At 35.3% G+C, this 12,640-nt stretch carries 17 protein-coding genes; 12 read left to right on the top strand and 5 right to left on the bottom strand.

Annotated features, from left to right (window positions below):
* The first annotated feature begins 2 nt into the window (after nucleotides 1-2).
* The 3 genes from thiS to K9V48_RS16840 are packed head-to-tail and all read left to right on the top strand — an operon-like array spanning nucleotide 3 to nucleotide 1,994.
* Nucleotides 3-206 carry a sulfur carrier protein ThiS gene (thiS, locus tag K9V48_RS16850; protein WP_224140192.1) on the top strand — a complete coding sequence of 68 codons (204 nt, stop codon included), beginning with the start codon at nucleotides 3-5 and terminating at the stop codon, nucleotides 204-206.
* A 4-nt stretch (nucleotides 207-210) separates the two neighbouring features.
* Nucleotides 211-978, top strand: a complete 768-nt coding sequence (locus K9V48_RS16845) for a thiazole synthase (RefSeq protein WP_224140191.1) — start codon at nucleotides 211-213, stop codon at nucleotides 976-978.
* Entirely contained in the window at nucleotides 978-1,994 is a 1,017-nt protein-coding gene (locus K9V48_RS16840) for a thiazole biosynthesis adenylyltransferase ThiF (RefSeq protein WP_224140190.1), read from the top strand. Before K9V48_RS16845 ends, K9V48_RS16840 begins: the two co-directional genes overlap by 1 nt.
* A gap of 86 nt (nucleotides 1,995-2,080) precedes the next feature.
* Here K9V48_RS16840 and K9V48_RS16835 read toward each other — a convergent pair whose 3' ends face one another.
* Nucleotides 2,081-2,509 carry a hypothetical protein gene (locus K9V48_RS16835; RefSeq protein WP_224140189.1) on the bottom strand — a complete coding sequence of 143 codons (429 nt, stop codon included), beginning with the start codon at nucleotides 2,507-2,509 and terminating at the stop codon, nucleotides 2,081-2,083.
* Between the two features lie 155 nt (nucleotides 2,510-2,664).
* On the opposite strand from K9V48_RS16835, the gene K9V48_RS16830 reads away from it, so the two are divergent.
* The 3 genes from K9V48_RS16830 to fabI all read left to right on the top strand — a co-directional run bounded on the left by K9V48_RS16830 (nucleotide 2,665) and on the right by fabI (nucleotide 5,438).
* On the top strand, nucleotides 2,665-3,819 hold the full coding sequence (locus tag K9V48_RS16830) for a GerAB/ArcD/ProY family transporter (RefSeq protein ID WP_308012592.1): 1,155 nt from the start codon (nucleotides 2,665-2,667) through the stop codon (nucleotides 3,817-3,819).
* Between the two features lie 282 nt (nucleotides 3,820-4,101).
* Nucleotides 4,102-4,239, top strand: a complete 138-nt coding sequence (locus tag K9V48_RS16825) for a helix-turn-helix domain-containing protein (RefSeq protein ID WP_224140188.1) — start codon at nucleotides 4,102-4,104, stop codon at nucleotides 4,237-4,239.
* Between the two features lie 425 nt (nucleotides 4,240-4,664).
* Nucleotides 4,665-5,438 carry an enoyl-ACP reductase FabI gene (gene fabI, locus K9V48_RS16820; protein WP_224140187.1) on the top strand — a complete coding sequence of 258 codons (774 nt, stop codon included), beginning with the start codon at nucleotides 4,665-4,667 and terminating at the stop codon, nucleotides 5,436-5,438.
* 75 nt (nucleotides 5,439-5,513) lie between these two features.
* Here the strand turns inward: fabI and K9V48_RS16815 are convergent, their stop codons facing one another.
* The gene (locus tag K9V48_RS16815; protein ID WP_224140186.1) at nucleotides 5,514-6,419 is read right to left on the bottom strand and encodes an EAL domain-containing protein; all 906 of its coding nucleotides are present in this window, start codon (nucleotides 6,417-6,419) and stop codon (nucleotides 5,514-5,516) included.
* 399 nt (nucleotides 6,420-6,818) lie between these two features.
* Here K9V48_RS16815 and K9V48_RS16810 point away from each other — a divergent pair, with 399 nt between their 5' ends.
* Nucleotides 6,819-7,370, top strand: coding sequence for a CotO family spore coat protein (locus tag K9V48_RS16810; RefSeq protein ID WP_224140185.1), 552 nt, complete (start codon nucleotides 6,819-6,821; stop codon nucleotides 7,368-7,370).
* A 47-nt stretch (nucleotides 7,371-7,417) separates the two neighbouring features.
* On the opposite strand, the gene K9V48_RS16805 is transcribed toward K9V48_RS16810, so the two are convergent.
* The 3 genes from K9V48_RS16805 to K9V48_RS16795 form a co-directional block, all read right to left on the bottom strand.
* A complete protein-coding gene (locus K9V48_RS16805) occupies nucleotides 7,418-7,825 on the bottom strand; it encodes a CotY/CotZ family spore coat protein (RefSeq protein WP_224140184.1) in 408 nt (135 codons plus the stop codon).
* Nucleotides 7,826-7,974: 149 nt separating this feature from the next.
* On the bottom strand, nucleotides 7,975-8,454 hold the full coding sequence (locus tag K9V48_RS16800; protein WP_224140183.1) for a CotY/CotZ family spore coat protein: 480 nt from the start codon (nucleotides 8,452-8,454) through the stop codon (nucleotides 7,975-7,977).
* A 380-nt stretch (nucleotides 8,455-8,834) separates the two neighbouring features.
* Complete coding sequence (locus tag K9V48_RS16795) at nucleotides 8,835-9,095, bottom strand: hypothetical protein (RefSeq protein WP_224140182.1); 261 nt, start codon at nucleotides 9,093-9,095, stop codon at nucleotides 8,835-8,837.
* Nucleotides 9,096-9,580: 485 nt separating this feature from the next.
* On the opposite strand from K9V48_RS16795, the gene K9V48_RS16790 reads away from it, so the two are divergent.
* The 5 genes from K9V48_RS16790 to spoVIF all read left to right on the top strand — a co-directional run bounded on the left by K9V48_RS16790 (nucleotide 9,581) and on the right by spoVIF (nucleotide 12,266).
* The gene (locus tag K9V48_RS16790; protein ID WP_224140181.1) at nucleotides 9,581-9,931 is read left to right on the top strand and encodes a DUF1360 domain-containing protein; all 351 of its coding nucleotides are present in this window, start codon (nucleotides 9,581-9,583) and stop codon (nucleotides 9,929-9,931) included.
* A gap of 669 nt (nucleotides 9,932-10,600) precedes the next feature.
* Entirely contained in the window at nucleotides 10,601-11,296 is a 696-nt protein-coding gene (locus tag K9V48_RS16785) for a DUF421 domain-containing protein (protein ID WP_224140180.1), read from the top strand.
* A gap of 10 nt (nucleotides 11,297-11,306) precedes the next feature.
* The gene (gene yjzK / locus K9V48_RS16780; protein WP_224140179.1) at nucleotides 11,307-11,510 is read left to right on the top strand and encodes a protein YjzK; all 204 of its coding nucleotides are present in this window, start codon (nucleotides 11,307-11,309) and stop codon (nucleotides 11,508-11,510) included.
* Between the two features lie 106 nt (nucleotides 11,511-11,616).
* Entirely contained in the window at nucleotides 11,617-11,733 is a 117-nt protein-coding gene (locus K9V48_RS16775) for a YjcZ family sporulation protein (RefSeq protein WP_224140178.1), read from the top strand.
* Nucleotides 11,734-12,011: 278 nt separating this feature from the next.
* Nucleotides 12,012-12,266 carry a sporulation-specific transcription regulator SpoVIF gene (spoVIF, locus tag K9V48_RS16770; RefSeq protein ID WP_224140177.1) on the top strand — a complete coding sequence of 85 codons (255 nt, stop codon included), beginning with the start codon at nucleotides 12,012-12,014 and terminating at the stop codon, nucleotides 12,264-12,266.
* Nucleotides 12,267-12,640: the final 374 nt, after the last annotated feature.

Here is a 12,640-nt window from a genome sequence, read left to right as displayed (position 1 = left end):
AAATGAGCATTAAATTGAATGGTGAAATAGTAGACTTAACGAATGGAGTTCAGACGATTCAACAATTACTAGCACTTTATAAGTTAGAAGATCGGCTAGTAATTGTTGAGCATAATAGAGAAATTATTTTAAAAGAACAATACGAGTCAACTGAGTTACATTCCGGTGATGAAGTCGAGTTTGTTCATTTTGTAGGAGGAGGATGATACAATGTTAAAAATTGCAGATAAAACATTTCATTCAAGATTATTATTAGGTACGGGAAAATACCCATCATTTGAAATCCAGAAGGAGGCAGTTGCTAGGTCTGAGTCTGAAATCTTAACATTTGCGGTCCGTCGCATGAATATTTTTGAGGAATCACAACCTAACTTTTTGGAGCAATTAGATCTTTCGAAATATACTTTATTACCTAATACTGCGGGAGCGAAAACGGCTGAAGAAGCAGTAAGAATCGCTAAGCTTGCAAAAGCATCTGGCTTATGTGACATGATAAAGGTAGAAATAATTGGCGACGAACGCTCTTTACTTCCGGATCCAATTGAAACGTTAAGAGCGAGTGAAATGCTTTTAGAAGAAGGTTTTATCGTCTTACCTTACACGTCAGATGATGTTGTGCTAGCAAGAAGATTAGAAGAATTAGGTGTCCACGCAATCATGCCAGGTGCATCACCAATTGGATCTGGTCAAGGGATCATTAATCCATTGAATATCAAATTTATCATTGAACAATCACAAGTTCCTGTTATTGTAGATGCAGGAATCGGCTCACCGTCAGATGCTGCCCTTGCGATGGAGCTTGGTGCTGATGGAGTGTTATTAAATACAGCTGTTTCTGCTGCACAAGATCCTGTGAAAATGGCGGTTGCTATGAAGCTTGCAATTGAAGCTGGTAGATTAGGCTACGTGGCTGGTCGAATTCCGAAAAAGGAATATGCAACAGCAAGCAGTCCAACAGAAGGAATGATGACAACTTAATGGAACGTTATTCTAGACAAATGTTATTTGCTCCAATCGGAGAGAGCGGTCAAGAAAAGATTAAAAATAAACATGTATTAATTGTCGGTGCTGGAGCTCTTGGAACAGCTAATGCTGAAATGATTGTACGAGCTGGTATCGGAAAATTAACGATTATTGACCGGGATTATGTCGAATGGAGCAATTTGCAAAGACAGCAGTTATATGTAGAAGCGGATGCGACGAATCGGATTCCGAAGGCGATTGCTGCCAAAGCTCATTTAAATGAAATTAATTCAGAGGTTGAGGTTCAAGCATTCGTAGAAGATGTGACGTCAGCAAATATTGAAGGTTGGATTGACGATGTCGATGTAATTGTTGATTCAACAGACAATTTTGAAACAAGATTATTAATCAATGATGTTTCATTAAAGCATAATATCCCATGGGTGTATGGTGGCATTGTTGGAAGCTATGGCCTAACATTCACAGTGATTCCGGAAGAGACACCTTGTCTTCATTGCTTACTAAAGCATATTCCATTTGATGGGGCCACATGTGATACAGTTGGTGTTATTTCACCAATTGTGGGTATGGTGACTTCCTACCAAACAACAGAAGTGTTAAAGCTCCTAGTTGAAGATAAGGAAAACATACGAAGTAAGCTAGTATCAATCGATCTTTGGAAAAACCAGTATTCAGCCATTAATATGGATCGCTTAAAGAATGATGCATGTCCAACTTGTGGAACAAACCCTGTATATCCTTATTTAACAGCTGAGAAGGAAACGAAGGCAGCGGTACTTTGTGGAAGAGATACGGTTCAAATTAGACCTACTGACGGAAAGCAAGTGTCTTTTGAAAGAATTTCAGAACGGGTTAAACCAATAGCCGATGCATTTTTAGAAAATCCATTTTTAATGTCATTTACTTTTGGAGAGCAAAGAATCGTTCTCTTTAAGGATGGGCGCGCACTTATTCATGGAACGAAAGACATTGCCGAAGCGAAAAAGATCTACCATCGGTACGTCGGTTAGGAAAAAAAGAAGGGACTGACTTATACATTTCTGAGCACATAATGACTTTTTAAAAGTCTGTTTGTGTACAAGAATCTGTATTGGAGTCAGTTCTTTTTCTGATTAGAAACGAGGAAATCGTCATGAATATTGCTAAGGTATTTAACTTGTGCATTGTTCATGTGGTCAGAAAGATTTTGTGGGATTAATCCGGAAAAAACACTATAAGAAACGCCAGAAAAAGGCATTTCCTTTTTTATAAGGGGGCACCGAGTTTCCTTATACTCTTTCCTGAAAACAAGGATTGAAAAGAATGGACGGACGAAAGGTGATGCAAACATGACTGAAAAAAGATTCAAAAACACGTTTAGTATCATAGATAGTTTTAAATGTTTTTTTAATTTTCTTGCATAAAACTCCACTTTTTTATGCAGCCAAGAGGTTTCTAAAGAAGCCAGAAACGCTGATAAATCAACAATGTATAAAAAGGTGTATAAACGATAAAAAAACGACAAAGAGCCAATCCCTTGATCCATATGGGTTTGGCTCTTTTGCTCTCTTTCTAAAATTGTGATTATGTTAACTAGAAATGAATATCGTATACATTCTATGACTCTTAAATGTATTGAGAATAGGAAAGTAGGGGAGGATGAATAAATAACTAGATGAGATGTACAAGCGTGCGGATTAAATCATTGGGGAAAGAGGGGGAGCTCCTAGACAGTGGAGAAAGCAAAAAATTAGTACCATTCAACTATTTGCCATGATGTTTCTGTTTGATCTGGGGACTGCACTAGTCGTAGATTATGGAATAACGGCCAAGAAAGACGCCTGGCTAGCCATTCTTTTAGGAATGGGCGGAGGAATGGTCTTATTTTTTATTTACTACTCTTTATTTCGTCAATATCCAAGTCTGCCACTTACCGGATATGCTAGAAAAATTTTTGGTAAATACTTGGGATGGATCATTGGTTTGTTATACATTCTCTACTTTTTGTATATTGCTGCCAGAATTGTGCGTGATTTCGGCGATTTGCTGCTTTCATCGGCATTGTCGAAAACACCATTATTAGCAATCATTATCTTATTCGTTCTTGTCATTTGTTATTTACTTTACCTAGGAATTGAAGTATTGGGGAGAACAGCAGAAGTATTTATTGTCATTTTGCTCCTGTTTGGGGTAGCAGGAAACTTTTTTATCCTTGTTTCGGGTGATGTTAATCTTCAAAATTTGCAGCCGTTTCTTGAAAATGGATGGAAACCAATCTTAACGACAGCTTTTCCGACTATTATTTCTTTTCCTTTTGGTCAAATGCTTATCTTTATGATGCTGCTTCCTTATTTAAATCGTCCTAGATTAGTGAAAAAAGTTTGGCTGTCTGCCTTGATTTCAAGTGGTCTTATCTTATGTTGGACAGCAAGTTTAAATATCGCTGTTCTCGGTGTCGAAGTAACTGAGAGAGCTACGTTTCCTACGTTAGAAACACTTCGAAAAGTCAACTTTTTAGAGTTTATCCAACGACTTGATGCCATTGTTGTTTTTTCCATGTTGATTACAATGCTTTTCAAAGCATCTATCTTGCTGTATTGTGCCTTAATCGGAATGGTCGATTTGTTTAAATTAAACAACTATCAAAGCATTCTTTTACCATCCGGGGTGATCCTCATCTTTTTCTCAATGATCATTGGCTCCAATTATTCAGAAATTAGGGAAGACGGTGGAGACGTTTTATATTATTATCTTAACATTCCTCTTCTTATAATTATTCCCTTGCTAATGCTGCTTGTTGTCATGATTCGTAATGGTTTCAAGAAGAAAGGTAGATCGAAATTAAATGAAACGTAATAATTATTATGTTTCATTCCAAAGCCATCGGGTTTAAATAAATAAATAAATAAATAAATAAATAAATAAATAAATCCGCCGGCTTTTTTGAAGTATGAATTTTTGGTCTATCACAATTACTTTATTATTTTTATTTCTATACTAATCTCCTTACTCCTTGCTCTATGTATTGCACTCGATATAATTGTTAGTATGAGTAAATTAAGCGAAATGCAGGACTTTTAATGAACTAGTATAAATATATGAACGTAAAAGCAAAATGAAAGTAGGTGGTTTTTACGTATGCTAGTAAATGAAATTATTCATAAAATTATGATGAAAGAAATGACTATCAAAGAACTAGCAGAATTGTATCGTATAAGTGCTCGAACGATTCAAATGAAGATTAAAAAGTTAGGTTATGAATGGGATAGCAAGTAGAAAAAAGTTATCATTTGAACCTTGTTCAACTTCAAGGGGGTATTTTGATTAGCTTTGTCCATGAGGGTGACGAAGATGAGAAGGGAATTGGGAAATATTATAAGGAAGATGCGTCGGATATAAAACAAACATTCAATTTAAAATTAGAATCTAAGATCATACATTAAGTAAGTTGTGAACACCGTATAAAGTTTCCTTTATCCGATTCTTATCGGGAGTAAAATCTACCTCAAGATTCAAGAGAAGCAAAGAAGATAGGTGGGGGATAACTGCCCGTAAAGATTAAGAGAAGTCTCGCATTATAGTAAATGATGATATTGTCCTGTTAAAAGTGGAAGTTAATAAGCGGCATAGCACTTTAGAAAAATTAATGCTATAATTACAACCAGGTACTAATAACATGTATTAATATTAGGAGGATGTACATGAACTTATCACTTAATGGACGCAATATTGTGGTTATGGGAGTAGCAAATAAACGTAGTATCGCATGGGGAATTGCACGCTCTTTACATAACGCTGGTGCAAGATTGATTTTTACATATGCAGGAGAACGATTAGAAAAATCTGTTCGTGAATTGGCAGATTCTTTAGAGCGTAATGATTCGATTGTGTTACCTTGTGATGTAACAAATGATGATGAAGTGAAAGCATGTTTCGCAACAATTAAGGATGAAGTCAGTGTGATCCACGGCGTTGCTCACTGTATCGCTTTTGCTCATAAAGAGGAACTACAAGGTGAATATTTAAATACAACACGTGATGGCTTTTTACTAGCACACAATATAAGCTCATATTCTTTAACTGCTGTTGCGAAAGAAGCAAGACCTTTAATGACTGAAGGTGGAAGCATTGTGACGTTAACATATCTTGGTGGAGAACGTGTGTTACAAAACTATAACGTTATGGGTGTAGCTAAAGCTTCATTAGATGCAAGTGTAAGATACTTAGCTAGTGATCTTGGGAAAGCTGGAATTCGTGTTAATTCTATTTCTGCTGGTCCAATTCGTACACTTTCAGCGAAAGGAATTAGTGATTTCAACTCAATCTTAAAAGAAATTGAAGAACGTGCACCATTACGTAGAACAACAACTCCAGAAGAAGTTGGAGATACAGCATTATTCTTATTTAGTGACCTATCAAGAGGAATGACTGGCGAAAATCTACATGTCGATTCAGGATACCATATTATGGCATAGAACTTAATGAACCCCTAATCCAATAAAAAGGATTAGGGGTTTTCATTATGTGTAAAATGGTGATTTTTGGTCCTTTTAGAGGAGCGAGCTTGCAGGCTGACGTTTAATTTCAACCCCATTTTGAACAAGGATGATGTCATCAGAAATATCAACGGTTACAGACTTACCTCTATTTTTCAGTTCAAACAAGTTCAAATATTGTTTTGCATTTTCACTTATCGAAGGTATTGGATTATCGGGGCGTGCAATAAAAAAGCCTTGACCATACACAATTCCTAAATCGATAATTCGGCGAAGTTCGTCCTCTGTTTCAATTCCTTCTGCAATAATTTCGCAATTCATTTTTTTTGTGAATGACACAAATGCTTCTAAAATATTCGACTTTACCTCATTATGATCTATTCCGCTAATTAACGAGCGATCAATCTTAATATAATCAGGCATTAGTTCTGAAATAGATTGTAAAGAAGAATATCCTGCCCCAGCATCATCAATAGCAATTTGGAAACCTTGTTCTCGATAATGATTTAAAACATTCCTAAAAGCAGCAAAGTCGTGAATGGCATTCCTTTCGGTAATTTCAAATACAACGTTTTTCGGGTTAATCTCAAACTGCTGTAACAAAGAAATGGTATGACCTGGAGTAAACTGACTATCATAAATAACCTGTGAATTTAGATTAATAAATAGTTTTTGTTCTTTTGAAATACCTCTACTTTCTTCAAAAGCTCGTTCTCTTGCAACTTTTTCTAGAGTGTAAAGCAATCCTTCTTTTTCTGCATATGGAAATAATCGAGAAGGACTATAAAAAAAACTATTAAAAGGGCCTCTCGATAAGGCCTCAAACCCATAAGTTTGATGGCTGTGAAAATGAACAATTGGTTGAAAATGAATGGTGATGAGTTTATTTTTAAGAATATTTAAAAATTGATCTTTAATCGAAATCCTTTCACTAATAGTGTCTGGACTTATATTATTCATTATAGTTCTCCTTTGATCTAACAAACTAAGGGTTATAGATCCTTTAGTCATAATGTTGATTTTACAGTATATGTAATTATTAACTGTCTTTTCTATATCAGCCTAGATAGGATTTGCAATATTTTCTTCATAATTCGACAATAACAAGAAAATGTTAAGCCAGTGTACAATAAATGTAAAGATTAATTGTTTTATCAGAAAATAATTGTAATGTAGATTAACGGTCAATTCCCCCACATTCTATGGAAGTTATCCATTAATGTTAGTGAAAGTTGTACCATATTATGATAAGCAAAAGACTTTTAAGGAATGTGATTCATTGTAAGAATTAGGCACAATCCTTACTCCACGAGCATATTATGTTGAGTGTGAATCTTTTTTACTACGGGAGGTATTGAAATGGCAAGTAAGCAAAAACAAAATTATCAGATAAAGCCTCTTATGTATATTGTTCAGCCCGACAATCAAGATATTGATGTTCATATGCAATCATTCGTTGTGAAAAAGGTAAGGACAAAGGCGGCAGTGAGGACTGAAAGCGTCGATTCAGGAGTGAAAAAAATTGTAAATGAATCGATTCAAAAAGAAAAGACATTGGAAGAAATTCCAGAAGAAATTCCAGATGAAATAAAATCTAATGAAGATGTACAGTCAGTTCAAGAAATCCAAGAGAATCAGGTCGAGCAAAGACAAGAGCAATCTGTAAAAGAGTATCGAAAACAAAGGAAACCTCTTACGCAAATGAATGTAGCGGAAAAGGTTGAGTTTTTCACAAACCTACCGAAAAACATGCCACGGACACTGTGTCAAATTGAAACGACAGATGAAAATTATCGTGGTGTCATTATGTCTGAAGAAGATGGAATTGTCACCATTCGCTCATTAACACATGCAAAGCCGATTGATCTACCTGTTGCAAATATTATCGCAATCAATTTATTAGGATTTTAATTATGACGTAAAAAAGTTAGATACAAAAGGTGTCTAACTTTTTTACGTCAATATTTATTTGCTACCAATCTAGGTGATAAACACTGGATGGCACAGAAGCATGTAAGATCAACTTCAACACAGTTTTTTGTTTTTACGAGTCTTTCAACATCACAAATTTCATGTGCAATGTGATTATGACAGTCTAGCGGTAGTAAGAGCCGAAGCGTTGTGCAGCAATGATTTATATGCTCAACTCTAAAAAAAGGAGTTTTGAAGCAATTTCCACCAACATTGCCAAATGCTTTAAATAAAGTTCCGTTTTCATTAATTAAAATGAAGGGAATTGTATCCCCAAGACTTTTCACTGGATTAAGGAGGTTGCTATAGCAGCTAGTAGGACAGCGGTCTTTAACGGCATCTTGTTGATCTAAAATATGTTCAACTGTATCACAAACACAATTTTTTTTGCTCATAAATTTTCCCCTCCCACTTAACATTCTTACTATTAGTATAAGAAGCTATGTAGAAAAAGGTGCTATGTGAATTGTTTATTTTCGAAGCGTTTGTATAAAATTACCAAACAAAAAGAGACTGCTGATTGTCAGCAGCCTTTATAGGTGATTTATTTGTGGTGATGTTTTCGATCAGCAATGCGGTCAACTAATTCTGGTGATAGGCATTGAATCGCACAGAAGCAATCAAGGTCTACTTCAACACAAAAGTCTGATTTTTCAAGACCGAAGAAATCCTCGTCACAAGGATCTGTTACGCTTTCTGTGTTTCCATCAATATCAACCGGACGAAGTAATGACAATGTTGCACAGCAATCATCTAAAGCTTCAACACGGAAGAAGATTGTTTTAAAGCAAGTCATGTCACCAGTTAAGCCACCAACATTACCAAATGCTTTGAAAAGATCACCCTTTTTGTTAGTTAAGATAAAAGGAATCGTATCTTTAGTACCTGCAACAGGGTTTAATAAGTTACTGAAGCAGCTAGTCGGGCAAGTGATTTCTTCTACAGCTTCTTGTTCAGCTAAAATTTGTTCAACAGCATCACATACACAATTATTGTCGCGGTCTTTTTTATCTTTGCAACCCATTGATAAGTCATCTCCTTAAATAATATCAATATTTGACTTTAGTCCTTAACAGACTATGTGTGTAATAACTAGTTGGTGTGGGTATTCGTCTATACTTGCTCAATCAAAAAAAAGAATTTAGGTAAATGGTATGTAGAAAAATGAAGTAGGTTTTTAGTTAGCCTTTTTCAAATAAGACAAATTAGTTCAGGTCCTAACATATTAAAAAGCAGGGGTTTTCCCCCTGCATACATACAAATCTAGTCACTGTTGTAGTGGATCCTTTGTACAATCTATTTCAACTTCTTCATTCACTAGTTATACCTGGCTTGAGCTTTTGTTCCTGTCTATCCCGCATTAATTAGCAGTAATCCCCCCATTGACGGAAGTATCGTTTTATATTAGATCGATTCTACTTGTTGTAACAATTTTTGTGTTACGTTCTTAGCACGATCGCTATCGTCAACCGTTAGGTCAATTAGTTTTTCTACAAGTTGCACGATTTGAGTTATGTTGTCAGATGGAATTTGTTCGATATTACTTTCTTGCTCTTCAGTTTGAACAACTGTTGCGACGTTGTTAAATCCTTGCTCTTCAGCTGGAACAACTGTTGCGACGTTGTTAAACAAGATGTTGACCCATTTATAAGGTGTAGCTTTCATCGTTTTTCCCCCTTTCAATGTACTATTATTAAATGATTGAAATCTAATTTTGTATAAGACAAACATCTTGGTACATAAAACCATTTTTAGGATAATTGTCTTTTGTTTGTTTTCTAACAATATACGTCTTGCCAATTTCTTTAGTGATTCCCCTGTATCAGTAACTTTGAGGCGATGATAAAGAAAACGACCATTGCTACATGTATCACAAAAACTTGTATTTGATTATTTCAGAAACTTGGTGTTTTGTTTATGGTATTTCACTTTTGACTGTCTGAAAACATCTTTATTATATGTTTCTACCTATTTTTCAGCGAATGCACTATGATGAACATCGTACAAAGATTTCCACATGGCATTAATTGGCATAAATGTCGATTTACACATAGCTTTTTTATCTATTTTGCGAAGGTAACATGTCTATCATCATAATTAAGAAATTATTTCATAAATTATAAGGATTATGGTTTAGTGAGGTGGGGGAGATGACAACCTGGTTACAACTTATCATCTTTGTATTCGCGTCTTTTCGATTAACAAGACTTATTGTTTTTGATAAGATTACAGCATTTATACGTCGTCCTTTCCATAAAGAAGTTGAAGAAATAGGTGATGATGGTGTTGTTGAAGTCTTTTTAGAAATGAAAGGCAAGGGATTGAGAGCGTGGATTGGTGAACTATTAAGTTGCCATTGGTGTACAGGAATTTGGTGCTCAGCATTTTTGTTCGTTGCTTGGATGTTATGGCCGCAAGGAGCTGAACCCGTTATTTTTATTTTAGCAATTGCAGGTTTTGCTGGAATGATAGAGTCTCTTGTGATGAGACTAATAGATTAGGCAATTGCCTTAGAAACAATTAACTTCTTTCACATAAAATGAGATATAAAGGCTGAATATTTTTCTATGCTATAGCTATAAAATTCTTATACTGCGGATAAGCGCACGACATCCAGCTCCAGCGCCTAGCCCCTCGGGGTCATAAGCCACGCATGAATTGAAGGCAAAGTACACCTTCTATTCATGCGCGTCTTATGCCATGCCTAAGGCTGATCAAGGCGCTTGCGCTTTTGTTCTTACATCGCTTTAAATGTGTTGACTAAAAAAGGAAGGTGGGATAAGGCGTGTATAGATCAAACATAAATCCTTCCCAAAGACCAACTAACTCAAATCAAACAATTTCTAAATCTACTTCTTCTAGAACAAAAAAAGTTAAAAAGAGTGGTTGTGGTTGTGGGAAAAACAAAAGAAAATCATAATCATTAACCTGTTCAGCTTTTTATTGTTCATGATGTAATGAGGGGACTGACTTCAATGACAGTTCCCTATTCATGCATCTAAAAGTGATGTTACATAATAAGTATAAATTTTTTTGACTTAGTTTTCGTGTCCAGCGCAAGCGCCTAGCCCCTCTTGGGCAAATAAGACGCTTGCGCTTTTCTTACATAAAAAAATCTCAATTGATTCATACTAAATGATAGTTAAGATGACTGATGAAGGAGTAGATTTATGCCTGAATGGATTGAGATTATTATTCGAACAACCCTAATTATATTAGGGATTTTTTTTATCACGAAGCTTTTAGGAAAAAAACAACTATCAAAGCTCTCCTTTTTTGAATACATTTTAGGGATAACGATAGGAGATATTGCTGGAACAATTTCGATGGATATCGAATTGAATGTTGTGAATGGAATTATCTCAATTCTCATTTGGACATCGGTGCCGATAATTGTTTCATATTGTTCAATCAAGAGTAAAAAGTTTCGTGATGTTGTTGAAGGGAAGGCTACAACATTTATACAAGATGGAAAAATTTTGGAGGGGAATCTGAGGAAGGAAAATTATACTACAGATGCATTGCTTGAGCAACTACGCAAAAAGGATATTTTTAGTGTTGCTGATGTCGAATTTGCCATTCTTGAAACGAATGGCGAATTGAGTGTTCTATTAAAGAAGGAAAAGCAAAAGGTGAGTTGGGGAGATTTGTTTGGTCAAGGTGCTGCTGTAAAGGTTCCGCTAACAGTGATAATGGACGGTGAGCTTTTAGAGGAAACAATCTATGGTGCTGGTTTCAGTATTGATTGGATAAAAAGTAAACTTAGCCACAAAGAAGCAACGGTCGAGGAAGTATTTTTAGGTCAAGTTGATGTTGATGGAAATTTATATGTAGATCTCTATCATGACAATCTAGAGAAGAAATAGGAGGGGGAAAATGGATCTTATTGAACGAGTATTTAGCGAATGGATACAGAGGAACTATCGACAACATGAGCTCATTCAAAGGAATGAAGACAAAAAACTTAAAAATAAATCAGTCGAATTAGCAAAAATAGATAGGTTAACTGAACAATTTGAACAGAGGATGGATCTAAATGCACAAGAAATGGAACAGTGGCTAATTAAACACATGAGATAATAAAAAAGTGAAAAAAATGTCTTTTTCAACAGACGATTCGTCCAAACGGAACAAAGACTTATTTCATATAGTATAGGGATGATAGGGAAGAGGAGGTGCATGGCACATGAGTTACTGCTACGGTGGTGGTTATGGTGGCGGTGGTTATTACGGTAACAGCTTCGTTTTAATCGTTGTTCTATTCATCCTATTAATTATTGTTGGTGCAGCTATCTGGAACTAATCTAAAAGGAAGCTAAGTATTTTTTTAAGTACGAGCAATGGCTGCTCGTGCTTTCTTTTTTAACAATATCAGAATTTATAAGTTTTGGCTTCGAGAATTGTCCAGTGCAAGCGTCCGGTCGCTCTTGGGTCTACAGCCATTCTTGAATTGAAGGTGAAAAACACCGTCTATTCAAGAGTGTCTTATTTGCCTGAGGCTGAACAAGGCGCTTGTGCTTTTCTTATCACGTTTTGCCTAGATAGTCATAAGATATATCATTAATTAAGGAGGTTTAGAAAATGGATAATAAATTTTTTAAAAACCTTGAGAATAAAACAGGTGTAAACATGAACGATGTGTTTTCATTGGCTAATTCTTTACAAGGTGCAAACTTTAAAGATGAACAAACAGTACGTAATGTTATCCAACGTGTTTCACAAATTGCTAATAAACCAGTTTCAAAGCAAATGGAAGATAAAATCGTAAAATCCATTGTTAATGGTGATGAAAAGTTAGATTTTAGTACAATTTCCAAAATGATGGGTAAAAAGTAGTAGCAAGCGAAGTTTCGTTGTTTCATAAAATAAAAGTCTGCTAATTTTCTACGGTAGAAAATGAAACACCCGACAGCTGAAGAGACCAATTATCAGCTGTCGGGTGTTTTTATTAGGCTCTTTTTTAAAAGATTGTTGTTTTTAAACATAAAAAGATTAACAGCATTTACAGAGCGGGACGAAAAAAATGTCGAAAATTGAAGGTTGGTCGATACCTTGGTGATTTCGGACAATAAAATTCAAAACTAGACAATAAAACCTTGAGCTTGGACAAAAAATCTCAAGTTCTGACAATAAATCATGATTATGGACGATACATCATTTCGAGAAGTTGAATTAGAAATCAAGTAAGTTTAAAAACAACAAAGTTTACT

The organism is Metabacillus rhizolycopersici (genome assembly GCF_020075705.1).
Note: the sequence above shows the minus strand (reverse complement) of the source record. Positions and strands in the feature narration are given on the sequence as shown.

Bases quoted from the DNA above. Each gene is read 5' to 3' on its own strand.
- K9V48_RS16775 (WP_224140178.1), top strand. From the start codon at position 11,617: ATGAGTTACTGCTACGGTGGTGGTTATGGTGGCGGTGGTTATTACGGT.
- K9V48_RS16835 (WP_224140189.1), bottom strand. From the start codon at position 2,509: ATGGATCAAGGGATTGGCTCTTTGTCGTTTTTTTATCGTTTATACACC.
- K9V48_RS16795 (WP_224140182.1), bottom strand. From the start codon at position 9,095: ATGAAAGCTACACCTTATAAATGGGTCAACATCTTGTTTAACAACGTC.
- K9V48_RS16790 (WP_224140181.1), top strand. From the start codon at position 9,581: ATGACAACCTGGTTACAACTTATCATCTTTGTATTCGCGTCTTTTCGA.
- thiS (WP_224140192.1), top strand. From the start codon at position 3: ATGAGCATTAAATTGAATGGTGAAATAGTAGACTTAACGAATGGAGTT.
- spoVIF (WP_224140177.1), top strand. From the start codon at position 12,012: ATGGATAATAAATTTTTTAAAAACCTTGAGAATAAAACAGGTGTAAAC.
- K9V48_RS16810 (WP_224140185.1), top strand. From the start codon at position 6,819: ATGGCAAGTAAGCAAAAACAAAATTATCAGATAAAGCCTCTTATGTAT.
- K9V48_RS16845 (WP_224140191.1), top strand. From the start codon at position 211: ATGTTAAAAATTGCAGATAAAACATTTCATTCAAGATTATTATTAGGT.
- K9V48_RS16805 (WP_224140184.1), bottom strand. From the start codon at position 7,825: ATGAGCAAAAAAAATTGTGTTTGTGATACAGTTGAACATATTTTAGAT.
- K9V48_RS16840 (WP_224140190.1), top strand. From the start codon at position 978: ATGGAACGTTATTCTAGACAAATGTTATTTGCTCCAATCGGAGAGAGC.
- K9V48_RS16785 (WP_224140180.1), top strand. From the start codon at position 10,601: ATGCCTGAATGGATTGAGATTATTATTCGAACAACCCTAATTATATTA.
- K9V48_RS16800 (WP_224140183.1), bottom strand. From the start codon at position 8,454: ATGGGTTGCAAAGATAAAAAAGACCGCGACAATAATTGTGTATGTGAT.
- fabI (WP_224140187.1), top strand. From the start codon at position 4,665: ATGAACTTATCACTTAATGGACGCAATATTGTGGTTATGGGAGTAGCA.
- K9V48_RS16815 (WP_224140186.1), bottom strand. From the start codon at position 6,419: ATGAATAATATAAGTCCAGACACTATTAGTGAAAGGATTTCGATTAAA.
- K9V48_RS16825 (WP_224140188.1), top strand. From the start codon at position 4,102: ATGCTAGTAAATGAAATTATTCATAAAATTATGATGAAAGAAATGACT.
- yjzK (WP_224140179.1), top strand. From the start codon at position 11,307: ATGGATCTTATTGAACGAGTATTTAGCGAATGGATACAGAGGAACTAT.